22 protein-coding genes and 1 tRNA gene are annotated in these 23,804 nt (G+C 69.0%); 10 read left to right on the top strand and 13 right to left on the bottom strand.

Annotated features, from left to right (window positions below; genetic code table 11):
• Positions 1–160: 160 nt before the first annotated feature.
• Entirely contained in the window at positions 161–1,576 is a 1,416-nt protein-coding gene (locus tag DOE79_RS16795; RefSeq protein WP_120339474.1) for a chloride channel protein, read from the top strand.
• Between the two features lie 5 nt (positions 1,577–1,581).
• On the opposite strand, the gene DOE79_RS16790 is transcribed toward DOE79_RS16795, so the two are convergent.
• The 3 genes from DOE79_RS16790 to DOE79_RS16780 all read right to left on the bottom strand — a co-directional run bounded on the left by DOE79_RS16790 (position 1,582) and on the right by DOE79_RS16780 (position 3,253).
• Complete coding sequence (locus DOE79_RS16790) at positions 1,582–2,118, bottom strand: nucleoside deaminase (RefSeq protein WP_120339473.1); 537 nt, start codon at positions 2,116–2,118, stop codon at positions 1,582–1,584.
• 46 nt (positions 2,119–2,164) lie between these two features.
• Positions 2,165–2,240: transfer RNA gene (locus tag DOE79_RS16785), tRNA-Thr, on the bottom strand.
• Positions 2,241–2,338: 98 nt separating this feature from the next.
• The gene (locus DOE79_RS16780) at positions 2,339–3,253 is read right to left on the bottom strand and encodes a DsbA family protein (RefSeq protein WP_120339472.1); all 915 of its coding nucleotides are present in this window, start codon (positions 3,251–3,253) and stop codon (positions 2,339–2,341) included.
• Positions 3,254–3,538: 285 nt separating this feature from the next.
• Between DOE79_RS16780 and DOE79_RS16775 the strand changes: the two genes are divergently transcribed.
• Positions 3,539–4,636, top strand: coding sequence for an ABC transporter ATP-binding protein (locus DOE79_RS16775; RefSeq protein WP_066597361.1), 1,098 nt, complete (start codon positions 3,539–3,541; stop codon positions 4,634–4,636).
• Between the two features lie 152 nt (positions 4,637–4,788).
• Entirely contained in the window at positions 4,789–6,093 is a 1,305-nt protein-coding gene (locus DOE79_RS16770; protein WP_120339471.1) for a DUF4032 domain-containing protein, read from the top strand.
• A gap of 632 nt (positions 6,094–6,725) precedes the next feature.
• Here the strand turns inward: DOE79_RS16770 and rlmB are convergent.
• The 4 genes from rlmB to DOE79_RS16750 all read right to left on the bottom strand — a co-directional run bounded on the left by rlmB (position 6,726) and on the right by DOE79_RS16750 (position 11,069).
• Positions 6,726–7,826 (bottom strand): 23S rRNA (guanosine(2251)-2'-O)-methyltransferase RlmB, encoded by a 1,101-nt coding sequence (rlmB, locus tag DOE79_RS16765; protein ID WP_120339470.1) that lies wholly within the window; start codon positions 7,824–7,826, stop codon positions 6,726–6,728.
• A complete protein-coding gene (gene cysS / locus DOE79_RS16760) occupies positions 7,826–9,241 on the bottom strand; it encodes a cysteine--tRNA ligase (RefSeq protein ID WP_120339469.1) in 1,416 nt (471 codons plus the stop codon). The genes rlmB and cysS overlap by 1 nt, the downstream gene beginning before the upstream one ends.
• Positions 9,238–10,482, bottom strand: coding sequence for a 2-C-methyl-D-erythritol 4-phosphate cytidylyltransferase (ispD, locus tag DOE79_RS16755; protein WP_120339468.1), 1,245 nt, complete (start codon positions 10,480–10,482; stop codon positions 9,238–9,240). Before ispD ends, cysS begins: the two co-directional genes overlap by 4 nt.
• 104 nt (positions 10,483–10,586) lie before the next feature.
• Positions 10,587–11,069 (bottom strand): CarD family transcriptional regulator, encoded by a 483-nt coding sequence (locus DOE79_RS16750; protein ID WP_066597369.1) that lies wholly within the window; start codon positions 11,067–11,069, stop codon positions 10,587–10,589.
• A gap of 192 nt (positions 11,070–11,261) precedes the next feature.
• On the opposite strand from DOE79_RS16750, the gene DOE79_RS16745 reads away from it, so the two are divergent.
• Positions 11,262–11,813, top strand: coding sequence for a hypothetical protein (locus DOE79_RS16745; protein ID WP_120339467.1), 552 nt, complete (start codon positions 11,262–11,264; stop codon positions 11,811–11,813).
• A gap of 158 nt (positions 11,814–11,971) precedes the next feature.
• Here DOE79_RS16745 and DOE79_RS16740 read toward each other — a convergent pair whose 3' ends face one another.
• Both DOE79_RS16740 and DOE79_RS16735 read right to left on the bottom strand, forming a co-directional pair.
• Positions 11,972–12,652, bottom strand: coding sequence for a response regulator transcription factor (locus DOE79_RS16740; RefSeq protein ID WP_066597376.1), 681 nt, complete (start codon positions 12,650–12,652; stop codon positions 11,972–11,974).
• On the bottom strand, positions 12,649–13,803 hold the full coding sequence (locus tag DOE79_RS16735) for a sensor histidine kinase (RefSeq protein WP_120339466.1): 1,155 nt from the start codon (positions 13,801–13,803) through the stop codon (positions 12,649–12,651). Before DOE79_RS16735 ends, DOE79_RS16740 begins: the two co-directional genes overlap by 4 nt.
• Before the next feature lie 184 nt (positions 13,804–13,987).
• On the opposite strand from DOE79_RS16735, the gene phoU reads away from it, so the two are divergent.
• Positions 13,988–14,650, top strand: a complete 663-nt coding sequence (gene phoU / locus DOE79_RS16730; RefSeq protein ID WP_120339465.1) for a phosphate signaling complex protein PhoU — start codon at positions 13,988–13,990, stop codon at positions 14,648–14,650.
• A gap of 87 nt (positions 14,651–14,737) precedes the next feature.
• Here the strand turns inward: phoU and DOE79_RS16725 are convergent, their stop codons facing one another.
• Together DOE79_RS16725 and ygfZ are read right to left on the bottom strand one after the other, a co-directional pair.
• Positions 14,738–15,487: a phosphoglyceromutase gene (locus tag DOE79_RS16725; protein WP_066597380.1), complete on the bottom strand. Its 750-nt coding sequence runs from the start codon at positions 15,485–15,487 to the stop codon at positions 14,738–14,740.
• A gap of 76 nt (positions 15,488–15,563) precedes the next feature.
• Positions 15,564–16,745 carry a CAF17-like 4Fe-4S cluster assembly/insertion protein YgfZ gene (gene ygfZ, locus DOE79_RS16720; RefSeq protein WP_120339464.1) on the bottom strand — a complete coding sequence of 394 codons (1,182 nt, stop codon included), beginning with the start codon at positions 16,743–16,745 and terminating at the stop codon, positions 15,564–15,566.
• 177 nt (positions 16,746–16,922) lie between these two features.
• Here ygfZ and DOE79_RS16715 point away from each other — a divergent pair, with 177 nt between their 5' ends.
• Positions 16,923–17,582 (top strand): Pr6Pr family membrane protein, encoded by a 660-nt coding sequence (locus DOE79_RS16715; RefSeq protein ID WP_120339463.1) that lies wholly within the window; start codon positions 16,923–16,925, stop codon positions 17,580–17,582.
• On the opposite strand, the gene DOE79_RS16710 is transcribed toward DOE79_RS16715, so the two are convergent.
• Both DOE79_RS16710 and DOE79_RS16705 read right to left on the bottom strand, forming a co-directional pair.
• Entirely contained in the window at positions 17,579–18,244 is a 666-nt protein-coding gene (locus tag DOE79_RS16710; RefSeq protein WP_120339462.1) for a heme-binding beta-barrel domain-containing protein, read from the bottom strand. The two genes, DOE79_RS16715 and DOE79_RS16710, sit on opposite strands and share 4 nt — an antisense overlap.
• Positions 18,245–18,515: 271 nt before the next feature.
• On the bottom strand, positions 18,516–18,752 hold the full coding sequence (locus DOE79_RS16705; RefSeq protein ID WP_120339461.1) for a hypothetical protein: 237 nt from the start codon (positions 18,750–18,752) through the stop codon (positions 18,516–18,518).
• A 100-nt stretch (positions 18,753–18,852) separates the two neighbouring features.
• Here DOE79_RS16705 and DOE79_RS16700 point away from each other — a divergent pair, with 100 nt between their 5' ends.
• From DOE79_RS16700 to DOE79_RS16685, 4 genes are read left to right on the top strand one after another with little or no spacing between them, the layout of a single operon-like run.
• Positions 18,853–19,545: a winged helix-turn-helix transcriptional regulator gene (locus DOE79_RS16700; RefSeq protein WP_066597389.1), complete on the top strand. Its 693-nt coding sequence runs from the start codon at positions 18,853–18,855 to the stop codon at positions 19,543–19,545.
• Positions 19,520–20,434, top strand: coding sequence for a mycothiol synthase (mshD, locus tag DOE79_RS16695; protein WP_120339460.1), 915 nt, complete (start codon positions 19,520–19,522; stop codon positions 20,432–20,434). The genes DOE79_RS16700 and mshD overlap by 26 nt, the downstream gene beginning before the upstream one ends.
• A gap of 56 nt (positions 20,435–20,490) precedes the next feature.
• Complete coding sequence (locus DOE79_RS16690; RefSeq protein WP_120339459.1) at positions 20,491–22,665, top strand: RNA degradosome polyphosphate kinase; 2,175 nt, start codon at positions 20,491–20,493, stop codon at positions 22,663–22,665.
• The gene (locus tag DOE79_RS16685; protein WP_120339458.1) at positions 22,662–23,606 is read left to right on the top strand and encodes an NUDIX hydrolase; all 945 of its coding nucleotides are present in this window, start codon (positions 22,662–22,664) and stop codon (positions 23,604–23,606) included. The genes DOE79_RS16690 and DOE79_RS16685 overlap by 4 nt, the downstream gene beginning before the upstream one ends.
• Positions 23,607–23,804: the final 198 nt, after the last annotated feature.

Raw genomic sequence — 23,804 nt, 5'->3', positions numbered from 1 at the left:
AGTTCCGCGGGCACCCGCGGCGCCGGCGTGGGGCTTGCGCCCGCGCGAACACCGGGCCAGCGTGGTCAGCGATGCCGGCTCAACCCGGGACCAACCGGCCCGGATCGGTCCAGCCAGAGTGCCAGATCGGCGGAGGAGACCGGCCGAGGAGGACCGCGACATGCCCGCGCACCCCGAGCCACCGGCGAGCCCCGCCCCCGATTCCGATGGCCACCCGGCCAACCCTGCCCAAACCGTCGACCCGCTGGCGGTCATCCGCTCGCGCGGCTACCTGCGGGTGCTGTTCCTGGCCGGGCTCATCGGCGTGCCCGTCTCGGTGGTGTCCTACGGGTTCCTCGCCCTGGTCTCCTGGCTGCAGGGCTACCTGTTCACCGAGCTGCCGGCCGCTCTGGGGTTCGGCGGTGTACCGGTGTGGTGGCCGCTTCCGCTGTTGGCCCTGTCGGGCCTGCTGGTGGCGATGTGCATCCGGTTCCTGCCGGGAACCAGCGGGCATCCACCGTCGGAGGGCTTCGCGGCCGGCGGGTTCCCTCGACCGCCAGAGCTGCCCGGCGTAATACTGGCGTCGCTGGCCACGCTCGCCCTGGGCGCAGTGCTGGGCCCGGAGGCGCCGCTGATCGCCCTCGGTGGCGGGCTGGGCGCCCTGGCGGTGCTCCTGATCAAGAAGGACTCGCCACCCACCGCCCTGGCGGTGATCGCGTCGGCGGGCAGCTTCGCTGCGGTGAGCACCCTGCTCGGTTCGCCCTTGTTGGGCGCCTTCCTTCTGATGGAAGCATCCGGTCTGGGCGGGGCCATGCTCGGGGTGGGCCTGCTGCCCGGGCTGCTCGCCGCGGGTATCGGCTCTCTGGTCTTCGTCGGGCTGGATTCCTGGACCGGGTTGGGCACGTTCTCCCTCGCCATCCCCGATCTGCCGGCCTTCAGCACGCCCACCCTGGGGATGTTCCTCTGGGCGCTCGTGCTGGGGGTGGCCTGCCCGCTCCTGGCCTGGGGAATCAAGGCGCTCGCTCGCGTGGTGCGCCCAGCGGTGCATGCCCAGCGGCTGCTCGTCACTCCGGTCCTCGGCCTGCTCGTCGCCGGACTCGCGATCGGGTTCGCGCTGGTCACCGGGGAAGACACCGGCCAGGTGCTCTTCTCCGGCCAGTCGACGCTGCCCGCGCTCATCAGCGACGGCGCCTCCTGGCCGATCGGCGCGTTGGGCCTGCTGGCGCTCTGCAAGGCGTTGGCCTATGGCCTGTCCCTCAGCGCGTTCCGGGGCGGGCCGGTGTTCCCCGCCATGTTCATCGGCGCCGCCCTGGGCATCATGGCCTCACACCTGCCGGGCATGGCCCTGGTTCCGGCGGTGGGGGTGGGCATCGGCGCCATGTGTGTGTCGATGCTGCGGTTGCCGCTCACGAGCGTGCTTCTGGCCACCGTGCTGCTCACCAGTGACGCCTACGCCGTGATGCCGTTGGTCATCGTGGCGGTAGTGGTGGCGCACGTGCTCACCGGCCGGCTGCCCGAGCCACCGGGCCGGTGGCTCCGCCGAGATCCCGCGCCGATCGCTCCTGGCCCGGCTCCGAACGCTCCGGGCCTGGGCTAGCGGAACTAGCGGGCGTCCCAGAATCCGCGGTGCACCTCTCTCGCCTCCGCGACCAGGGCCGGGCCGGCCACGATCACGGTGCCGCCGCCGCGGGCGAAGACTTCGCGGCAAGGCAGGTCCAACGTGGGCTCGCCGTCCTGGGCGGGCACCATGGCGCCGAGGTCCTGCTCCGGCAGCGCGTAGGCGACCCGCCCGATCCCGGCCCAGTAGATGGCGCCGGAGCACATCGCACAGGGCTCGGTGCTCGTGTACAGGGTGCTCGCGCGCAGCGCGGTCTTGTCGAGCTGGGCGCTGGCGAGGCGCACGAGGTTCGTCTCGGCGTGCCCGGTGGGATCGTTGCCGGTCACCACGGTGTTCTGACTCTCGATGATGGTGCCGTCGGCGGCCACCAGGATGGCACCGAACGGGTGGTTGCCATTGGCTCGAGCCAGTGCGGCCACGGCGATGGCCCGCAGCAAATGCGCCTCATCGCCGGCCGAGATGCTCGTGGGCGCTGACGCGGAGGCTGTGTGCGGGCTGACCTTATCGAGTGGGCTGGTCATTCCGCTCCTCGTCGCCGTTCTACGGGGCCCGGGGGAACGCGGGCGATGGGGCCGGCCACGGGACTTGAACCCGTAACCCCCACTTTACAAGAGTGGTGCGCTACCAATTGCGCCAGGCCGGCATGAGGCGCGCGAAGCGCCTCGAGCATTCATCCTAAATCACTCGGCACGCTCGTGCCGACGCATTCGGCGCCGCCGGCACCGTCGGGGTCCGTTGCGGCTACCCGGCCGGGGCGGGCGTCGGAGTCGGCGTGGCGGTGGAGTACGCGTCACTGGCGGCCTGTAAAACGAAGGCCGCGAATTCCTTCGGGTCGTCCAGGGCGCCCACGTACTGCTTGCCGTTCACCAGAACAGTGGGGGTGCCGGTGATGGCCTTGAGCGAGGAATTCGGGATCGGGCCGCTCAGCGCGCGATCGGTGGCATCCTGCACCCACGACTTGTACGTGGTCTCATCGATGCAGGTGTTGATCTCAGACAGGTTCGTCGATACTCCCGAGCTCTTCACGAGGGCTTTGAGGTCGTCGTTGTTGAGTCCGGCCGTGCCCTCGACGGGCTGGTCTGCGAAGAGCGCCGCGTTGAACGGCAGGAAGTCGTCCGGCGAGTAGTTCGCCACGCAGGCGGCCGCATTCGCGGCGCGCAGCGAGTACTGGGTTCCAGCCGATTTGCTGGTGAGGATGGAAATAGGGTGGATCTCCACCGTGGCTGCGCCGGAGTCGACCCACTGCGAGATCTGGTCGGCGTTGGTGGTCTCGAACTGGCCGCAGAACGGGCACAGGTAGTCGATATAGATACGGATGTCGGCGACGGTGCCCGACGCATCCGGGGTGGAGGGAATCGGGTCGGCCTTGGGCTGCAGGGCCGGGGTCGTCACGGCGGTCAGGCCCTCGCCGACGAGTAGGCCGTCACTGGCCATGTTGCGCGGGCCGGGGCCGTCGGGGCGAACCGAGTTCACGATGATCAGCACGACGACGGCGACGACCGCGATGGCGGCGATGGCGATGCCACCCTGCAGGAAGACCCGGTTGCGGCGGTCGCGCTTCTTCTGCTCGACTCGGAGTTGGGCAGCCTTGGTGCGTGCGGCGTCGCGTCGCTGATTCTTCGAGGGGCGAGGTTCGCCAGGGCCACCAGTTGTCATGGATGATCACTCCGAGTTGAGGGGGTGCGCTCGCGAATGCGCGCGATTGCATTCCAAATAGTAGGACCCCAGTCTGGGAATTAACCAACCGGAGCCTCACAGCGGCCTCCCTGGGGGCTCACGGGCGACACACTGACGGCAGTCCGGATGCCGATTCAGGCGACGCTCACCTGGGACATGCCATACTAGGAAGGTCTTGCGCTGGTGCTACGTCAGCCGGACAGCAAATCCCATCACAACGGATCGTCCGGCACGTACCTGCCGGTGAAGGAGAATAACGAAATAATGGCTTCAGTAACTTTTGACAAGGCCACCCGCCTGTACCCGGGCTCCACCCGCCCCGCGGTCGACCACCTCGACCTGTCGGTCGCCGACGGTGAGTTCCTCGTCCTGGTCGGCCCCTCCGGCTGTGGCAAGTCCACGTCACTCCGAATGCTCGCCGGCCTCGAAGAGGTCAACGACGGCGACATCTTCATCGGTGAGCGCAACGTCACCGACGTTCCCCCGAAGGACCGTGACATCGCCATGGTCTTCCAGAACTACGCGCTGTACCCGCACATGACCGTCGCCGAGAACATGGGCTTCGCGCTCAAGATCGCCGGCGTCAACAAGGACGAGCGTGCCGCCCGCGTTCTCGAGGCTGCCAAGCTGCTCGACCTCGAACCCTACCTCAGCCGCAAGCCGAAGGCCCTCTCGGGTGGCCAGCGTCAGCGTGTTGCCATGGGTCGCGCCATCGTGCGTCAGCCCCAGGTGTTCCTCATGGACGAGCCGCTGTCGAACCTCGACGCCAAGCTGCGCGTGCAGACCCGCACCCAGATCGCGTCGCTGCAGCGTCGCCTGGGCGTCACCACGGTCTACGTCACCCACGACCAGACCGAGGCGCTCACCATGGGCGACCGCATCGCCGTGCTCAAGGATGGCGTCCTGCAGCAGGTCGGCACCCCGCGCGACCTGTACGCCAAGCCGAACAACGTCTTCGTTGCCGGCTTCATCGGCAGCCCGGCCATGAACCTGTTCCTGGCCGACGCCGTCGACGGTGGCATCAAGTTCGGTACCGCCACGGTCCCCGTGCAGCGCGACACCCTCGCCGGCGCCACCGGCAAGAAGGTCACCATCGGTGTCCGCCCCGAGGACATCCACCTGTCCACCACGTTCGGCGAGGGCCTCGCGGTCGACGTCGACCTGGTCGAGGAGCTCGGCGCCGACGGTTACCTGTACGGCCACTCCACCGTCGAGGGCAAGCGCACGGACATCGTCGCTCGCGTCGACGGCCGCTCGCACCCGTCCGCGGGCGAGACCGTCTACCTGACCCCGACGCCGAACCACCTTCACGTGTTCGACGCCGAGTCCGGCGCCCGTCTCGGCGGCGCCGTCAGCGACTAAGCACAATCTGACAAACTCGACCGTCGATTCCGGCGGTCGAGTTTGTCATTTCGGCGGCCGGATTCCGGTCGCCGACATTTCCCCGTGCCCCAGCGCCGACCCCGGCCGGGGCCACCTGCGGCCCGCCGGGCCTCTCGATAGTTAGGCTCCCCATGAGCGGTTCTCTCAACATCACCTCGGCAACGGCCGATCCGGCCCTGCTCGACCTGCCCTGGCACCTGCCGCTGGATGCGTGGCCGAACGAGAACATCGCCTCCCTGCCCAAGGGCCTCTCCCGGCACCTCGTACGGTTCGCCCATTTGAGCGGACGTGTTGTGGCCATCAAGGAGACCACCAGCGAGATGGCCAAGCGGGAGTACGACATGCTCCGCACCCTGCAGGGCCTCGAAATCCCCTGTGTCGAACCGCTCGCGGTGATCACCAACCGCACCGACGAAGACGGCGACCCGCTCAACTCGGTGCTCGTCACCCGGCACCTCAAGTTCTCGCTGCCGTACCGGGCGCTGTACTCGCAGGCCCTGCGCCCCGACACGGCCACCCGGCTCGTCGACGCCCTCGCCCTGCTTCTCGTGCGGGTGCACATGGTCGGCCTGTTCTGGGGCGACGTTTCCCTGTCCAACACCCTCTTCCGCCGCGACGCCGGTGCTTTCGCCGCCTACCTCGTCGACGCCGAGACCGGGCAGCTCTACCCGGGCGGTCTCTCCAACGGCCAGCGCGAGAACGACCTCGAGATCGCCCGCGTCAACATCGCCGGCGAGCTGATGGACCTCGAGGCCGGCGGCCGGGTCGCCAATGAGCTCGACCCCATCATCGTCAGCAACGGCATCGTCGCCGCCTACCGGCTGCTCTGGAAGGAGCTCACCGGCTCGGAGTCGTTCGCCAGCAACGAGCGCTGGCGCATCACGGAGCGCGTCGAACGTCTCAACCACCTGGGCTTCGACATCGAGGAGCTGGCCATCAAGACGGATGAGACCGGAACGACGGTGCGTATCCAGCCCAAGGTTGTCGACGCGGGCCACCACCAGCGCCGCCTGCTGCGCCTCACCGGCCTCGACGCCGAGGAGAACCAGGCCCGCCGCCTGCTGAACGACCTCGACTCCTACGGTGTCGCGTACGGCAACCCGGACGCCGACGAGGAGATGATGGCTCACGAGTGGCTTGTGCGGGTGTTCGAACCCGTCGTGCGCGCCATCCCGCGCGAGCTCAAGGGCAAGCTCGAGCCCGCCGAGGTCTTCCACCAGCTACTCGACCACCGCTGGTACATGGCGCAGAACGCCAACCGGGACATCCCGCTGGCCGAGGCCGTGACCTCGTACGTGCAGGATGTGCTGCGCCACCGCCGCGACGAAGCCACAGTCATCGACCCGCCCACCACGCCGATCAGCCTGCCCGACCTCGAAGCCGAAGGAATCGACGCCGACGAGGCCGACGCCGACGACTGGCGCCTGAACGTCTGACTGCCCGCCCGCCCGCCCGCCCGCCCGCCCGCCCGCGCGGACGGTGATGTCATTCACATCGGCCCCCACGCCCTTCGGTCCCCCGCCCCGCAATGGCTGGCCCAAATTCGCTAGTCCAGGGCGCATCCGACTAGCAAAAGTGGGCCAGTCATCTTCGAGGGCCGACCACGAGCCCCGCCCCAACGATCGGTGGCCCAAAATCGCTAGTGCAGGTACACATCCGACTAGCAAAAGTGGGCCAGTCATCTTCGGGTGCGACCACGAGCACGCTCACCCAACGATGGGTGGCCCAAAATCGCTAGTGCAGGTACACGTCCGACTGGCAAAAATGGGCCAGTCACGACTGGAGGCTGGGTTGGCCGTGCCGATGCAGCACGCGGTCAGGTGCGGGCAGAGACCCGGATCGCAGCAATCGGCCTGCGGCGCGCCCTAATCCTGCACGGCACCGGTCCCGCAAGACACCGCAACACGCCGCAACACGCCGCGAGCAGGCCGCGAACACGCCGCGGACACGCCGCGGACACGCCGCGGACACGGCGCGGACACGGCATTTTCCACGGTGGCCAGGAAAAAAACGGCGCAGACCATCCCAGCGGGATGATCTGCGCCGTTTTCGGGTGCAGGGCGGGCTGTTACGCCTGCGCGGCCGCCGCCTTCGCGACCTTCGCTGCAAGCGCGTCAGCGCGCAGCTTCGAGATCTCGTACAGGGTGACGCCGGCGGCGATTCCGGCGTTCAGCGACTCGGTGTTCGCGTTGATCGGGATCGACACGATGGCGTCGCAGGTCTCGGTGACGAGGCGGGACAGGCCCTTGCCCTCGCTGCCGACGACCACGACGATGGGGCGTTCCGCGTAGCCGAGGCCGAGCTCGGGCAGCTGCGTGTCGCCGCCGCCGTCGAGGCCGATCACGAGCATGCCGCGCTCCTTGAGCGCCTTGAGCGTCTGGGTGAGGTTGCTCGCCATGGCGACGGGGAGGCGCGCGGCGGCACCGGCCGAGGTCTTCCAGGCCGACGCGGTGACGCCCACAGAGCGGCGCTGCGGCACGATGACACCGTGGCCGCCGAATGCTGCGGTGGAGCGGATGATCGCACCGAGGTTGCGCGGGTCGGTGATGCCGTCCAGGGCCACGAACAGCGGCTTGTGGCCGCGGCTGATGGTGAGGTCGAGCAGCTCCACCGGGTGCGCGTACTCGTACGCGGGCACCTTGAGCGCGAGGCCCTGGTGCACGGCGTCCTTGCCCGAGAGCCGGTCGATCTCGGGGCGCATGACCTCGAGCACTGGGATGTTGCGGGTCGTCGCGAGCTTGAGCACTTCCTTGACCCGGTCATCCATTTCGATGCGCGTGGCCACGTAGAGCGCCGATGCGGGGATCTTGGCGCGCAGTGCCTCGAGCACCGAGTTGCGGCCGGTGACGACCTCGAACTCGGCCTCGGACTTGGCCTTGCGGGTGGACGAGCCGCCGCCGCCGGTGTTGCCGGTGCCGGTGTTGCGGCCCGTGCGCGGGGCGCCGGAGCCGGAGCCGCCGGGGGCGCGGCTGCGTCCGCCGCCGGCCGCGGCGAAACGGTCCTTGGCGGCCTTGGCCTTGCCCGCGGGGTGGTACGGACGGTCTTCGGCCTTGGGGGTGGGCTTCTTGCCCTCCAGCGCCTGACGGCCCTGTCCGCCCGAGCCGACCTGGGGTCCCCTGCTGCCCTTGCGCACCGCGCCGGTGCGCGACTTGCGATCTGTGTTCTTCATCAGTCAAAACTCCAATGTGCACCCGACGGGGTGTCTTCGATGGTTATGCCGGCGGCGACGAGCTCGTCCCGGATACGGTCTGCGGCCGCGTAGTCGCGGCTCTGCCTGGCGGTCTCGCGGTCATCGAGCAGGCGCTCGACGAGGGCGGTGAGAGCCACCATGGCGGGTTCGTCTGTCGCCACGGCCCAGCCGGGCGACAGGGGGTTGATGCCGAGGACCTCGCTCATGGCGAGCACCTGACCGCGAGCGGCCGCCGCGGCGTGCAGGTCCTCGGCGTCGAGGGCCGCGTTGCCGGCGCGCACGGTGTCGTGCAACACGCCAAGCGCCTGCGGAACCGCGAGGTCGTCGTCCATGGCCTCGGCGAAGGCATCCGGAACGATCTCGACGCCGGAGCCGGCGAAGCGGGTGTCGGCCAGGCGCCGGTCGGCGCGGTCGAGGAAGCTCTCGATGCGCTCGAGGGCGGCCTCGGCCTCGGCGAGGGACCCCTCGTGGAAGTCGAGGGTGGATCGGTAGTGCGCGGCGCCGAGGTAGTAGCGCACCACGATGGCGCGGGCCTGGTCGAGCAGTTCGGCTGCGAAGACCGAATTGCCCAGCGACTTGGACATCTTCTGACCGTTGGTGTTGACCAGGCCGTTGTGCACCCAGTAGTTGGCGAAGGCGTCGCCGGCCGCGGTGGACTGCGCGAGCTCGTTCTCGTGGTGCGGGAAGCGCAAGTCGAGGCCGCCGCCGTGGATGTCGAACTGCGGGCCCAGGTAACGGGCAGCCATCGCGGAGCACTCGATGTGCCAGCCGGGCCGCCCGGAACCCCAGGGGGACGCCCAGGCGGCCGAGGCGGGCTCGCCCTCCTTGTGTCCCTTCCACAGGGCGAAGTCGCGGGCGTCACGCTTGCCGCGCGGGTCGGCGTCGGCGGCCGCCTCCATGTTGTCGGGGTTCTGCCGGGTGAGTTCGCCGTAGGCGGGCCAGCTCCGGGTGTCGAAATACACGTCACCCGACTCGTCCGCGGCCGGGTACGCGTGGCCGGCTGCGATGAGCCGCGAGACGATGTCCTGCATCTCCTGCACGCTCGCCGTGGCGCGCGGCTCGTAGGTGGGGGCCAGGATGCCGAGCTTCTGATAGCCCGCGGTGAACTCCAGTTCGTAGCGGTAGGCCAGCGCCCACCACTGCTCTGTGGTGCCCTGGGCGTTCAGCAGGATCTTGTCGTCGATGTCGGTGACGTTGCGGATGAAGGTGACGTCGTTGCCGCGGTAGCTGAGCCAGCGACGCAGTTGGTCGTAGACCAGGGCGCTGCGCAGGTGACCGATGTGGGGGGACGACTGAACGGTGGGTCCGCAGACGTAGATTCCCACCTGGCCCGGGACGATCGGCAGGAAATCGCGAAGGGCCTGGGCCTTCGAGTCGTATAGTCGCATGCTCACTGGTTCAGTTTAGGCGAGGGCCGGTAAATGCTCGGGTAGATGACCGCGGTGGCCAGTGCGGCGATGCCCTCGTCGCGCCCGGTGAAGCCGAGAGCGTCGGTGGTGGTGGCCGCCACCGACACCGGGGCGTGCAGGATGCCGCTGAGCAACTCCTCGGCTTCGGCCCGCCTGGGCGAGAGTTTGGGCCGGTTGCCGATGATCTGCACCGTGACATTGCCGACCCGGTACCCGGCCTCCTCGATCAGGCGCAGGGTCTCGGCGAGGAAGACCTCGCCGTGGGCGTCGGTGAGGCGGGGGTCGGCGGTGCCGAACACCTGGCCGATATCGCCCAGACCAGCGGCGGCGAGCAGGGCGTCGCAGATGGCATGCACGGCGGCGTCTCCGTCGCTATGTCCGGACAGGCCGCGCTCGCCCGGCCAGTGCAGGCCGGCCAGCCAGAGGGCGCTGGTGTCGTCGAAGGCGTGCACGTCCAGGCCGGTGCCCACGCGGGGCAGGGCGGAAGCGGGGGTCGGCTCGTTCTCGCCGAGCAGGAGCTCGGCGCGGCGGAGGTCCCACGCTGTCGTGACCTTGAACGCGAGCGGGTCGCCGGGGATCACGGTGACGGGGTTGCCGGCCGCGGCGACGAGTGCCGCGTCGTCGGTGAGGTCTTGCGCTGCGGCGTCCGTGCCCGGCAGGCCGGCGGCCCAGGCGAACGCGGCGTCGAGCATGGCACGGGGAAAGCCCTGCGGGGTCTGCACGGCGGAGAGCAGGGACCGGTCGACGGTGCCCTGGATGGTGGCGTCGGCGGTGACGCTCTTGATGGTGTCGACCACGGGCAGTCCGGGCACGATGCCGTGGCCGGCGGCGCGCACCGCGGCGACGACGGCCGCGATGAGGCTGCTCGGGGTGAGCGCCCGGGCTGCGTCGTGCACGAGGACGACGCTGACGCCGGCGCGCACTGCGGCGAGCCCGCGGGCCACCGAGGCCTGGCGGGTGTCACCGCCGGCCACGACGTCGAGGTACCCGGCGGCGGGCCCGGCCACGCGGGCGGCGATGCTGCGGGCCTCGTCGAGCTGGGCGTCGGGCGCCACCACGATCACCTGGGCGGGCTCCTCCAGGCCGAACACCCCGGTGAGGGCGTGTTCGAGGATACTGTGCGCGCCGAGGGGCACGAAGGCCTTGGGCTGATCGCGGCCGAGCCTGCTGCCGCTGCCGGCGGCGACGACGATGACCGCGACGGCGGGAACCGGTAATTCAGTCATGTCTGGAGGCTATCTGGTGGGGCGCGGTGAGGCGGAGCGGAAACGGGGCCGAACATGCGGCAGGCGGCACCGGTGGGCGCCGCCTGTCAGGGAACAGGGTTGGGTTACGAGGCGAGCACCTCGTCGAGCACGGTTGAGGCCTTCTCCTCGTCGGTCTTCTCGGCCAGGGCCAGTTCGGAGATGAGGATCTGCCGCGCCTTCGCGAGCATCCGCTTCTCTCCGGCGGACAGACCGCGGTCCTGGTCGCGGCGCCAGAGGTCGCGCACGACCTCCGACACCTTGATGACGTCGCCGCTGGCGAGCTTCTCGAGGTTGGCCTTGTACCGTCGTGACCAGTTGGTGGGTTCCTCGGTGAACGGTGCGCGCAGAACTTCGAAGACCTTGTCGAGGCCGTCCTGCCCGATCACATCGCGCACGCCGACGAGGTCGACGTTCTCCGCGGGAACCTCGATGGTGAGATCCCCCTGGGTGACGTTGAGCTTCAAATACAGTTTTTCTTCACCCTTGATGATGCGAGTTTTCACCTCGGTGATCGTCGCAGCGCCGTGGTGGGGATAAACGACCGTTTCGCCGACTTCAAATAACATGTATTGATATCCCTTCAGCAACGTCTATGATACCACCCCGCTCCGACCCCCTCCGGAGAGCCCGACGGGCCTTCCTATCCGACGCGCCCGGGCGGGACTCATCCGTAAGGTAAACTCAACGGAAATCTGCAGCGTTCACGCCACTTCGGCTGAACGCTGAACTCTTGTGGAGGTCTTGTGAGAGCGCGAACCATGGCAACCGTCGTTGTGGCGGCCGGAATCCTGTTGGGGACGACCGGATGCAACCTGTACGCTCCCCAGGCGACGACCATCCACTACGACGCGAGCGACGGTGTGAGCGGCAATCTGGGCGACCTCGCCATCCGCAACGCGATCCTGCTCACCGACGACGGTGAGAACGCCAACTTGCTCGTTCATGTCGTGAACAAGGGCAGCGACGACATCGATCTGCTCGTGCAGTACCAGGGCACCGACGAGAAGATCACCGAGACGGTGACCATCGACGCCAACGCCACGACCGAGATCGGCGTGCCCGGTGGCGCGAATGTGGGAGTGCAGAGCCTCAACGCCTCGGCCGGCTCGCTGTTCCCGGTGTTCTTCCAGTACGGCGACCTCACCGGCACCGAGCTTCTGGTCCCCGTGCTCGACGGCACGCTCGCCGCGTACTCGACGCTGGTGCCAACGCCCACCCCCACCGTGACGCCGACGTCGACGCCCGGCGTCACCGAAGCGCCCACGGATGCCCCCACCGCGACCCCGGAACCCACGACCGCGCCGGAGTAGCGCCGTCGAGTTGCCTGAGAATGCCCCGTGGCCGTGCGCCACGGGGCATTTTCGCGCCTGTCGGCCGGGCCGCATCGGCCCAGATGCGCGAAAGTCCCCCTCCCGACGTGCTGAAGGGGGACGTTGCGGCGACTCGGGGCGGCGGGCGCCTGCGCGGGTCAGGCCTCGAAGCGGTAGCCGAGCCCGCGCACGGTGACGAGCATCGTGGGCTCGGACGGGGTCACCTCGATGCGCGAACGGATGCGCTTGATGTGCACGTCGAGGGTCTTGGTGTCGCCGAAGTAGTCGGTTCCCCAGACCCGGTCGATCAGCTGGCCGCGGGTGAGCACCCGGCCGGCATTGCGGAGCAGGAACTCGAGCAGCTCGAACTCCTTCAGCGGCATGTTCACCACGGCGCCGGAGACCGACACGGTGTGCCGCTCCAGGTCCATCCGCACGGTGCCGGCGGTGAGCACGCTGTCGTCGGCGTCGGCCGGGTCGGTGTGCCGACGCGACACGGCGCGGATGCGGGCGAGCAGTTCCCGGGTCGAGTACGGCTTGGTGACATAGTCGTCCGCCCCCAGCTCGAGCCCCACGACGATGTCCACCTCGGAGTCCTTGGCGGTGAGCATGATGATCGGCACGGCCGAGCGGGTGCGGATCTCGCGGCACACCTCGGTGCCGGGGATGCCGGGCAGCATCAGGTCGAGCAGCACCAGGTCGGCGCCGGCACGGTCGAACTCGGCCAGGGCGCTCGGGCCGTCCTCTGCAACGGCCACCTCGTAGCCCTCCCGTTCGAGCAGGAAGCTCAGCGGCTCGCTCAGCGCCTGCTCGTCTTCAACAAGAAGGATTCGGGTCATGGGGTGTCTCCTGTCGCCGCTGTAGCGGGGTGGGTGGCCTCGGGGAGGCGGATGGTGAAGGTCGAGCCGCTGCCGGGTTGGGACCAGACGCGGATGTCACCGCCGTGGATCTGCACGACGTGCTTGACGATGGACAGGCCCAGCCCGGTTCCGCCGGTGTTGCGGGAGCGGGCCTGGTCGACGCGGAAGAACCGTTCGAAGATACGGTCGAGGTCGCTCTCCGGGATACCGACGCCCTGGTCGGTCACGGTGACCTCGATCACGCCATCGGTGACACGGGCGCCCACACCGACCCGGGAACCGGGAGTCGAGTAGTGCACGGCGTTGGCCACGAGGTTGTGCACGGCCATCACGAGCAGGCGTTCGTCGCCGTACACCTGGGCGCGGCACTTCTTGCCCACCGCGATGGTGATGCGGTCGGCGTCGGCCACGACCCGGTTCTGGTCGACGCCCGCGGCCACGATGTCGTCGATGTCGAGCAGCTCGGGCTGCCGCAGCGCATCCTGGGCCTGCAGCCGGGACAGTTCGATGATCTCCTGGGTGAGCCTGGCCAGCCGGCCCGCCTCTGTCGTGAGCCGGTCGGCGAAGCGGCGCACCTGCACGGGCTCGTCCGCCGCATGTCCAAGGGCCTCGGCGAGCAGACCCACCGCGGCGATCGGGGTCTTCAGCTCATGGCTGATGTTGGCCACGAAGTCGCGGCGAACCTCGTCGAGCCGGAACGCCTCGGTGCGGTCCTCGGCCAGCAGCAGCACGTACCGGGAGCCCAGCCGGGCCAGGCGCACCCTGAGGTGCATGCTCGCGTCGCCGAACGGGCCGCGGGAGAGTACGAGGTCTTCCGACACCGATTCGCCCGTGCGGCGCACGCCGCGGGCCAGTTCGAGGAGCTCAGGATGGGCCAGTTGCTGGTTCACCACGATGCCCATGGCCAGCGCGCCCGGAGAGGTCTTGATGACGTTGTTGGACGGGTCGAGCACCACGCCGGCGCTGTCGAGGGCGTCGAGAACCTGGTCGATGCCGTCCGGCACGGCGGGGTTGACCACTTCGGCGGCCCGTTTGCCGTGCCGCTCGGCCACATTGAGGAGAGTCACGAACCCTCCACCGACGGTGAGGCCCAGTGCCAGGGACAGCAACACGAGCCACGTCGATTCCATTTCACCAGATTAGTGACTCTTGCACAGGGCTTTCGCAGCAGCAAGGGTGAGCACACGCTACTTTAGGAACTGTTCAATCGTGCGGCACCTGCCGTTAACCTACGTTCGCCAGTATTGGCCGGGGGCCAGGCGGGTCTCATGCGTTCGCGCGCTTTGGCGCGACCAGGAAGGACCACACAAACACATGCGTGAAGTATTTCAGCAAGAGCTCGCCGAGGTGCAGGATCGTCTCGCCGAGATCGCGCGCCTCGTGGCCATCTCGATCGAGAAGGCCACCCACGCTTTCAACAAGTCCGATGTGGCGTTGGCCGAAGAGGTCATCGCCGACGACGACAAGATCGACGCGCTCACCGTCGAACTCGATGAGCTGGCCATCACCATCCTCGCCCGTCAGCAGCCGGTCGCCCGGGACCTGCGCATCGTGGTGAGCGCCCTGCGCATCAGCGCCTCGCTCGAGCGGATGGGCGACATGTCCACGCACATCTCCCAGCTGGCCAGGTACCGGTTCCCCGACAAGGTGATCCCCAAGAGCCTGCGCCCGACGTTCGCCGAGATGGGCGCGCTCGACGTGAAGATCGCGAAGATGCTCGCCGAGCTGCTCACCACCGAGGACATGCAGCTGGCCGAGGCGATCCGCAACGAGGACGACAAGGTGGATGCGCTGCACCTGAGTGTGTTCGACGCCGTGCTCGGAGAGACCTGGAAGGGCCAGGCCGCCGACACCGTCGACGCCACCCTCGCCAGCCGCTACCACGAACGGTTCGCCGACCACGCGGTGTCGATCGCCAAGAAGGTTCAGTACCTGGGCACCGGCGACTGGCACCAGCCCGCGGTGGCCGAGGCGTAAATCTCGACAAGCTCGATCACCGGTTCGGCTCGATCACCGACAAAAGCCCCCGTCTTGCGACGGGGGCTTTTCTTGTGAGGGCTGGGGTTACTTCTTGCCCTGCGCGGCGACCGCTGCGGCGCCGGCCGCTGCGGCGGCGGGGTCGAGGTACTCGCCCGCACCGATGGGCTTGAGGTCTTCGTCGAGACGGTAGACCAGCGGGATGCCGGTGGGGATGTTCAGCTCGGCGATGTCGGCGTCGGAGATGCCATCGAGGTGCTTGACCAGCGCGCGCAGCGAGTTGCCGTGCGCGGTGACGAGAACGGTCTTGCCGGTGCGGAGGTCAGCGGCGATGTCGGACTCCCAGTAGGGCAGCATCCGTGCGATGACGTCCTTGAGGCTCTCGGTGCGGGGCACGTCGTCGCCGAGGTCGGCGTAACGGGCGTCGCCCACCTGGGACCACTCGGAGGAGTCGTCGAGCAGGGGCGGCGGCACGTCGAACGAACGACGCCAGGTCTGGAACTGCTCTGGGCCGTACTTGGCCAGGGTCTCGGCCTTGTCCAGGCCCTGCAGGGCGCCGTAGTGACGCTCGTTGAGGCGCCAGGAGCGCTTGACGTCGATCCACAGGCGGTCGGCCTCTTCGAGGGCGATGTCGGCGGTCTGGATGGCGCGGGTGAGGCGCGAGGTGTGCAGGATGTCGGGCAGCAGGCCCGACTCGGCCAGCAGTTCGCCGGCGCGCAGCGCTTCGGCCCGGCCCTGGTCGCTCAGACGCACATCCACCCAACCGGTGAAGAGGTTTTGCTGGTTCCAGGTGCTGTTGCCGTGGCGGAGGAGGATGAGGGTATAAGGAGCAGACATGTTCCAACTCTAGCGAGCGGTCCGCCGCCCTGCCGCACCCGGCGGCGTGACGAAAGTCCTGCCGGATGCAGCCCGCTCAGCCGCGGGGTGCCCGCACGCCCAGCCGGGGCAGCCGGGGAATCTCGGCGACGGAGCCGGCCGATTCGGGCACGATGACCTCCTGGCTGGCGGTGATCGAGAGGCCCTGCGAGAGCACGTGCAACGTCACCGAGCCGGGCACGGTGCGCTTGATCACGGCGAGCGCGATCGGACCGAGCTCGTAGTGGATGGCGCTGGAGGTGATGGTGCCCACGGTGCGACGGTCGGGCTCGCCGCCGGCGACGAACCGGTCGCCCTGCACCTCGTCGCCGTGGGCGGGAAGCACGGAGTCGGAGCCGTCGAGGTGCAGCAGCACCAGCCGGCGGGGCGGGTGGCCGAGGTTGTGCACCTTGGCGATGGTCTCCTGGCCGCGGTAGCAGCCCTTGTTGAGGTGCACGGCGGTGCGCAGCCAGTCCAGTTCGTGCGGGATGGTGCGCTCGTCGGCGTCGAGGGCACCGCGCGGCCGCCAGGCGGCGATGCGCAGCGCCTCCAGGGCCAGCAGACCGGCGGCGGCCACGGTACCGGCCGCCACGGCGTCGCGGAGGGCGGGCAACTCCGACCGGTCGATGAGCACCTCGCTCCACTGCCAGGCCGCGCCGGGGTGGGCGGTCTCGGCGGCGTACTGCCAGCCGCCCGGGGTCACGGCGTTCCAGGGGTCGTGCCAGACGAGCGGCACCCCGTTCGGGCTCGCGGGGGTGAGCGCCACGGCGGCCGGGTCGGCGGCCATGGTGCCGATGGTGGCGTAGGCGGGGGTGTGGTCGACGACCTGCACCCGCAGGGTGAAGCGCATCCGGTCGAGCCAGGCGTGCAGGCCGGGCAGCTCGGCGGCCTCGATGAGCAGCCAGCTCTCCACGCCGTCGTCGATGAGCGCGATGGCGTACTCGAGGTGCCCGGATGGGTCGAGCAGCAGAGTCTCGGTGGACTGGCCGGGGGTGAGCCCGCGCAGCTCCTGGCTGGACATGGAGTTCAGCCAGGTGAGCCGGTCGGGGCCGGAGATGGAGAGCACCCCGCGGTGGGACAGGTCGACGACGGCAGTGCCGCCCAACAGCCGGCGCTGTTCGGCGTTCGGTCCGCCGTAGTGCGCGGCCACGCCGGCGTCGATGCCCTCGGCTCCGACGGCACCGTCCAGGCTCAGCAGCGGTGAGGCGGCGGCGGGTACGGACGGGGCGACGGTGCTCATCGGGTCTCCTTCGTAACGGCGTCTACAACGGCGTTGGGTGGCGGGCACTCGATCCGTCGCCTCGATGCGGGAGGGTCGACAGCGGGAACACGAGGCCCATATGCTAACCCAACGGACTGTGCGGCATCGGGTATTCCCACCCGGCGGCCGGAACCCGTGAGACAGCGAAAGTCGCCGATGACACTTCCCGCCCGTTACGTCGCTGCCCTCCGCCTGGTCGCGACGCTGATCACGGTGGTGGCGGTGACCGCCACGTTCCTGGACACGGCCGGGCGCGGCACGGTGAACCCGTTCAACTTCTTCGGCTTCTTCACCATCCAGGGCAACCTCCTCGCCGCCGTCGTACTGGGCGTCACCGCCGTGCTCGGCCTGCGGGGCCGACGGGTGTCCCCCGGCCTGGAACTGGCCCGGGCGGCGACCACGGCGTACATGATCGTGGTCGGACTCGTCTACAACACCCTGCTGACCGGCCTCACCGGCGGGGTCACGCTGCCGTGGGCGAACACCATGCTGCACGTGGTGTTCCCGCTGTACTGCCTGGTGGACTGGCTGCTCGTGGCCGACCGGGGCGCGCAGCCGTGGCGGCGGCTCTGGACGGTGCTGGTCTACCCGGTGCTCTGGACCGCCGTGGTGCTCCTGCGCGGGGCGACGGACGGCTGGGTGCCGTACCCGTTCCTGAGCCCGACCATGGGGTACGGCTCGGTCTTCGGCTACGTGCTGCTGATCGCAGTGGCCTTCATCGCCGCGGGCGCGGCGGTGTTCGGCCTGAGCCGGGTGCGCATCATCACGGTGCGGCCGACACCCGGCACGCCCGGACCGGCCTGGGATTCCGCCTAAGAGGAGGCCCGGCTGAGCCGGCCGGAGGCGTGCGTGCGCAGATCCTGGCCGAGCGCGGCGATGTCCCACGCCCAGAGCAGATGGCTGTCGACCAGCCCGTAGAGCCGGGTCGCGGCCGCGTACGGCTTGGCGCCGCTGGTCTGCACGATCGCGTCGGTGGCGAGGTCGATCCGGGGACCTTTCACCTGGCCGAGGTAGAGCTCCAGGATTCCGCCGGGGTGCACGAGGCTCACCTCGATATCGAAGCCACCGTCGGCGTTCCGCAGGGTCTCCACCGCCTCGGCCGTCTGGAACGGGGCGGCACCCACGCCGGGGAGCAGGCCCGGGCCGGCGTCGCCGGCTTGCTGCGGACGGCTGAGCCGCCAGTACCCGGTCTCGGTCACCAGCGGGATCGGGGTCGGGGCTGTTGCGGGCTCACCGGCGGCGCCTCCCGAGGCGGGCGCGGAGGCATCCGGCGCCGGGATCTCGGGCTCGAGCCAGGTGTAGGAGCTGTAGTTGAGGTGCGGCAGGCCGTCATGGCTGAAGCTGATGCGCTGCCCGAACTCGCGGGTGACGGTTTCGCCGTCGACCGTGTAGTCGAGGATTCCCGAACCTTCCCAGACCCCGATCAACCATGACAGGGGAACGAGCTCGGACGGCAAGCCGACCGGAAGTTCGTACACGTTACCGCTGGCCGCGGAAGAGCTTGAACAGCACGACGCCGGAGACCCAGGCGATCGACAGGCTGGCCAGCGCGAGGAGGCCCAGGAACAGGATTTCGAGTGCGAGCGTTGACATGCCCCAACTCTATCCTCTGGCGGGCGCGGCAGGCCCGAATCGGGCGGAGAGTCGCTCTGGTGCGACGCCTGCGTGGCCTGAGCGGATCTCGACAGGCTCGATCACCGCAGGGGTGCGACCCTGGGACCAAACGCCGGATGCGGCGGGTGGGGCGGGTCAGACCAGGCCGTAGAAGGCGAACACGCCCGTGGCCGCGGCCAGGACCGTGACGGCGCCGACCACGCTGAGGGTGACCCGATGCACGTAGCCCTCCTTCTGCCCGGTGGACAGCTGAGCGGCCAGCGTGAGGATGGTGCAGCCGGCCAGCGACAGGCTGAGCCAGACCAGCCGATTCTCGGGGGCGACGAGCACACCGGTCAGGACCGCGCAGACCACGGCGACCAGCCAAATCATCACTACACTCAAACGCTTCCAGCTCACTGTCCCATTCTGCACGCCCGAGTCTCTTTCCGTGGCACGCTAGGATGGGCCGCACGATACTTGGAGGACCTGCGTGGCGCAGCTGTTGATCCTAACCTCGGCTATGAACGACGAAGTTCTTCCAGCCCTGGCGTTGCTGTCGCACAGCACACGACTCATTCCGGCACAGCCGGATCAGCTCATCACCGCGCCCGATTCCGACCTGATCCTGGTCGACGCCCGGTCCAATCTGATGGCCGCCAAGTCGCTCTGCCAGATCCTGCGCACCACCGGAAGCAGCGTGCCGTTGCTCCTCGTGATCACCGAGGGCGGCCTCACCGCGGTCAGCCCCGACTGGGGAGTGGATGACGTGGTGCTCGACACGGCCGGTCCCGCCGAGGTGGATGCGCGCATCCGCCTGGCCGCCGGGCGCACACCGCACAACGAGCCCTCCCCCACCATCCGCGCCGCCGGCGTCGTCATCGACGAGGCCAGCTACTCGGCCAAGGTACACGGCAAACCGCTCGACCTCACGTATAAGGAGTTCGAGCTGCTGCGCTTCCTGGCCGCGCACCCGTCCCGGGTGTTCACCCGCGAGCAGCTGCTCAGCGAGGTCTGGGGCTACGACTACTTCGGCGGCACCCGCACCGTCGACGTACACGTGCGGCGCCTGCGTGCCAAGCTCGGCGACCAGGAATCCCTGATCGGCACCGTGCGCAACGTGGGCTACCGCTTCAACGTCTACGAAGAGGACGGCGAACGTGTCGCACACTCTGTCGGCTCCTGACCTCTCCGACACGGCCTTCGCGGCCCGGTTCCACGACGTCGCCGACGCGAGCTCGCACACGGATGGCTACCGCCCGTTCAACGAGCAGGCCCTGCTCGACGCCCGCTCGGGTCGGCGCTCCCCCCAACTGCTGATCGAGGGCGAGGACGCCGTCGGCGCCGCCATCGTCGGCCGCGGCGAGATCGACCTGGTCGTCCACCCGCGCTACCGCCGCCAAGGCCACGCCACGGCCGCGCTCCGTCGCCTGTTCGAGGACGAGGGCGGCATGTCCGGCGACCTCACCGCCTGGGCGCACCGCGACCACCCCGCCGCCCGCCGGCTCGCCGACAGGTTCGGCTTCAGCGCCGAGCGCACCCTGCTGCAGCTGGAACGCCCGCTCACGGACGCGGACGCCGCGACCACCCCGGAGCTGCCCGGCGGACTGGGCATCGACGTCTTCCGTGCGGCCACGCCCGGCGACGCCGGCGACGCCGCCGAGTGGGTGCGGCTGAACGCCCTCGTCTTCGCCACGCATCCGGAGCAGGGCGCCATCACCGAGGCCGACCTCGCCGATCGCATGAATGAGCCCTGGTTCGACGCCGGCGACGTGCTCCTGGTCCGTGAGACCCGGCCCGGCGAGCCCGGCGGGATCGTCGGTTACAACTGGCTCAAGATCGAGCCCGGCGCCACGCTCGGTGAGATCTACGTGCTCGGTGTGCACCCGGATGCCGCGGGAGCCGGCCTCGGCCGCGCCCTCATGCTCGCGGGCCTGCGTCGCCTTCGCGAACGCGGTTGCACGGCCGTCGAGCTCTACGTCGAGGCCGAAAGCGCCGCACCCGTGCGGCTGTACCGCAGCCTCGGTTTCACCGACCGCACCGTGGATGTGCAGTACCGCAGGGCCCCGCGTTAAGACTCCGTTCACCGTGGGCGTCGCGCCCGCTCGGCGCCGGGTGTCAAGATGGACAGATGGACGGCGACAACATCCCAGGCACCTCGGGGCTCGAGAGTGAACTTGACGACGATTTTGACCCTCAGATCGGCAAAAACGATCCGGCACTTCCGAGCGAGCGGTACCTCGACCGCGAGCTGAGCTGGCTCGCCTTCAACCAGCGAGTGCTCGAGCTGGCCGAAGACCCGGCCCTGCCGGTGCTCGAACGCGCGAACTTCCTGGCCATCTTCGCCAGCAACCTCGACGAGTTCTTCATGGTGCGCGTCGCCGGCCTCAAGCGCCGCATCCTCACCGGGCTGGCAGTACCCACCAACATCGGCCGCGCCCCGCAGGATGTGCTCTCCGACATCTCCAAGGCCGCCCACGTGCTGCAGAACCGGCACGCTCACGCGTTCCAGGAGCTCGTGCGCCCGGCCCTGGCCGAACATGGCGTGGACATCGTCACCTGGGACAGCCTGAACGACGACGACCGCCGGTCGCTGCGCGGCTACTTCTCCAACCAGATCTTCCCCGTGCTGATGCCGCTGGCCGTCGACCCGGCGCATCCGTTCCCCTACATCTCCGGCCTCTCGCTCAACCTGGCCGTGCGGTTGCACAGCTCCAAGACCGGCAAGCAGGAGTTCGCCCGGCTCAAGGTGCCCTCGATGCTGCCGCGCTTCGTGCGGGTGGACCGCACCGAATCGGTGGACAAGGTGCGCTTCATCACCCTCGAAGACCTCATCGCCAACCACCTCGAAGACCTGTTCCCCGGCATGGACATCCTCGAACACCACGTCTTCCGGGTCACCCGCAACGAAGACGTCGTGATCGAGGAAGACGACACCGAGAACCTCATCAAGGCCCTCGAGAAGGAGCTGCTGCGCCGCCGGTTCGGCCCGCCCATCCGCCTCGAGGTCACCGAGGACATGGACGAGGTGACCCTGGGCCTGCTCGTGCGCGAGCTCGACGTGACCGAGCAGGAGGTGTACCGGCTGCCCGCGCCGCTGGACCTCGGAGGTCTTTTCGACCTGCGCATCGACCGCCCCGACCTGCACTACACGAAGCACGTGCCCACCACGGCCGCGCAGTTGCTCACCGGCGAACCCAACGAGACCCCGGACATCTTCCGCGCGATCAGCCGCGGCGACGTGCTCCTGCACCACCCGTACGAGTCGTTCGCGACGAGCGTGCAGGCGTTCCTCGAGCAGGCCGCCGCCGACCCCAACGTGCTGGCCATCAAGCAGACCCTGTACCGCACCTCGGGCGACAGCCCTATCGTGGAGGCGCTGATCGCCGCTGCGGAGTCGGGCAAGCAGGTGCTCGCACTGGTGGAGATCAAGGCCCGCTTCGACGAACAGGCCAACATCTCCTGGGCGCGCAAGCTCGAGAAGGCTGGCGTGCACGTGGTCTACGGGCTCGTCGGGCTCAAGACGCACTGCAAGCTCGCGCTCGTGGTGCGTTACGAGAAGGGCGTGCTGCGGCACTACAGCCACATCGGCACGGGCAACTACAACCCCAAGACCAGCCGCATCTACGAAGACATGGGGCTGCTGACCGCGGATGACCAGGTCGGCAAGGATCTCACCCGGCTGTTCAACGAGCTCTCCGGCTACGCCATCGAGAAGAAGTTCAAACGTCTGCTGGTGGCCCCGCTGCACCTGCGCAAGGCCCTGCTCAAGCGCATCGCCGACGAGACCGCGAACGCGTCGGCCGGTAAGCCGTCGGGCATCCGGATCAAGGTGAACTCGATGGTCGACGAGGACATCATCGACGCGCTCTACCGGGCCAGCCAGGCCGGAGTGCCCATCGACGTGTGGGTGCGCGGCATCTGCAGCCTCAAGCCGGGCGTGCCGGGCATGAGCGAGAACATCCGGGTGCGTTCCATCCTGGGCCGTTACCTCGAGCACTCACGGATCTTCTGCTTCCACACCCTGGGCGAGCCGCAGGTGTTCATCGGCAGCGCCGACATGATGCACCGCAACCTCGACCGCCGGGTGGAGGCGCTCGTGCGGCTCGTCGACCCGCGGCACCTCACCGAGGTGGACGCCCTCTTCACCCGGGCCATGGACGAGCGCACCTCGTCCTGGTGGCTCGACGAGAACGGCGAGTGGACCCGGCACCACCAGGACGCCGAGGGCAAGCCCCTCGACGACATGCAGAACCGGCTGATGCAGCAGATCGGGCAGCGCAAGCGCCCGGTGAGCCGCCGATGAGCGACGCCGCCACCGCCGTGTACGCGGCCGGAGCCGTCTGCTGGCGCCTGATCGACGGCAAGATGCATGTGCTGCTGATCCACCGCACCGTGCACGGCGACATCACGATCCCCAAGGGCAAGGTCGACCCCGGCGAAACGCTGCCGGTCACGGCCGTGCGGGAGATCGAGGAGGAGACCGGCCTGGCCATCGCCCTGGGCATGCCGCTGGGTGTGTCCGAGTACCCGATGCCCAACGGTAAGGACAAGATCGTGCACTACTGGGCCGCCGAGGTGCTGCCCGAGCACATCCTGCGCTCCACCTTCGTACCCAACGGCGAAGTGGCCGCCCTGGAATGGGTGACCATCAAGAAGGCCAGGACCTACCTCAGCTACGCCCCGGACGTGGAGATCATCGATGCCTTCGCCCGGCTGGTGGCGCAGGGCATCACGAGCACCTTCGCCATCATCGCCCTCCGCCACGCCAAGGCCACTTCGCCGCACGACTGGCCAGGGCCCGACGCCACCCGCCCGCTCAGCGAACGCGGTGTCACGCAGGCCGCGGCCCTGGCCGGAACCGTGAGCGCGTGGCATCCGCAGCGCATTTTCACCAGCACCGCCACCCGCTGCGTCACCACCGTGGCCCCGCTGTCGGCGGCCACCGGTGTGCCGTTCAAGCGCACCGACCTGATCAGCCAGGACGCCTGGGAACAGGGCACCTCGGATGTTCGCCACAGCGTGGGCAAGCGCATCCGTGCCCGCAAGACCGCCGTGCTCTGCAGCCACGGACCGGTGCTGCCCGACATCCTGCGGGAGATCGCCCTTGCGACCGGCTCGCCGGTGACCCAGCAGGTTTCCAACGCCGCGGCGCTCGCACCCAGCGGGTTCTCGGTCGTGCATCTGTCCACCGACAACCCGAGCGCGGGCATCCTCGCCATCGAAACCCACCCGCCGCGCCTGTAGACAGCCGCACCCATAGCCCGCGGACTAAAGCGCCCGCAGCCCCGACACGGGCTGTGGGCGCTCTGTCGTCGAGCCCGAAACGACGGATGCCGTTTACCTCCCGTTCACCCGGGAGGGGGAGTGTCGTTAACCACAGCGAATAGCGTCTGACGAGGGCCAGCACCGGCCCATGTTCGCGGGATTCTCCTGCGATCGCAT

Origin of the sequence: Cryobacterium soli (assembly GCF_003611035.1) — a bacterium.
Taxonomy (GTDB): Bacteria; Actinomycetota; Actinomycetes; order Actinomycetales; family Microbacteriaceae; genus Cryobacterium; species Cryobacterium soli.
This window is presented reverse-complemented; position numbering and strand designations above follow the sequence as displayed.

Excerpts from the sequence above, each read along its gene's own strand:
- DOE79_RS16740 (WP_066597376.1), bottom strand. The coding sequence starts at position 12,652 with ATGACCCGAATCCTTCTTGTTGAAGACGAGCAGGCGCTGAGCGAGCCG.
- DOE79_RS16750 (WP_066597369.1), bottom strand. The coding sequence starts at position 11,069 with ATGTTATTTGAAGTCGGCGAAACGGTCGTTTATCCCCACCACGGCGCT.
- DOE79_RS16705 (WP_120339461.1), bottom strand. The coding sequence starts at position 18,752 with ATGATTTGGCTGGTCGCCGTGGTCTGCGCGGTCCTGACCGGTGTGCTC.
- DOE79_RS16770 (WP_120339471.1), top strand. The coding sequence starts at position 4,789 with ATGAGCGGTTCTCTCAACATCACCTCGGCAACGGCCGATCCGGCCCTG.
- DOE79_RS16745 (WP_120339467.1), top strand. The coding sequence starts at position 11,262 with ATGGCAACCGTCGTTGTGGCGGCCGGAATCCTGTTGGGGACGACCGGA.
- DOE79_RS16735 (WP_120339466.1), bottom strand. The coding sequence starts at position 13,803 with ATGGAATCGACGTGGCTCGTGTTGCTGTCCCTGGCACTGGGCCTCACC.
- rlmB (WP_120339470.1), bottom strand. The coding sequence starts at position 7,826 with ATGAAGAACACAGATCGCAAGTCGCGCACCGGCGCGGTGCGCAAGGGC.
- DOE79_RS16790 (WP_120339473.1), bottom strand. The coding sequence starts at position 2,118 with ATGACCAGCCCACTCGATAAGGTCAGCCCGCACACAGCCTCCGCGTCA.
- phoU (WP_120339465.1), top strand. The coding sequence starts at position 13,988 with ATGCGTGAAGTATTTCAGCAAGAGCTCGCCGAGGTGCAGGATCGTCTC.
- ispD (WP_120339468.1), bottom strand. The coding sequence starts at position 10,482 with ATGACTGAATTACCGGTTCCCGCCGTCGCGGTCATCGTCGTCGCCGCC.
- DOE79_RS16775 (WP_066597361.1), top strand. The coding sequence starts at position 3,539 with ATGGCTTCAGTAACTTTTGACAAGGCCACCCGCCTGTACCCGGGCTCC.
- DOE79_RS16795 (WP_120339474.1), top strand. The coding sequence starts at position 161 with ATGCCCGCGCACCCCGAGCCACCGGCGAGCCCCGCCCCCGATTCCGAT.
- DOE79_RS16715 (WP_120339463.1), top strand. The coding sequence starts at position 16,923 with ATGACACTTCCCGCCCGTTACGTCGCTGCCCTCCGCCTGGTCGCGACG.
- ygfZ (WP_120339464.1), bottom strand. The coding sequence starts at position 16,745 with ATGAGCACCGTCGCCCCGTCCGTACCCGCCGCCGCCTCACCGCTGCTG.
- DOE79_RS16780 (WP_120339472.1), bottom strand. The coding sequence starts at position 3,253 with ATGACAACTGGTGGCCCTGGCGAACCTCGCCCCTCGAAGAATCAGCGA.
- DOE79_RS16690 (WP_120339459.1), top strand. The coding sequence starts at position 20,491 with ATGGACGGCGACAACATCCCAGGCACCTCGGGGCTCGAGAGTGAACTT.
- DOE79_RS16685 (WP_120339458.1), top strand. The coding sequence starts at position 22,662 with ATGAGCGACGCCGCCACCGCCGTGTACGCGGCCGGAGCCGTCTGCTGG.
- DOE79_RS16725 (WP_066597380.1), bottom strand. The coding sequence starts at position 15,487 with ATGTCTGCTCCTTATACCCTCATCCTCCTCCGCCACGGCAACAGCACC.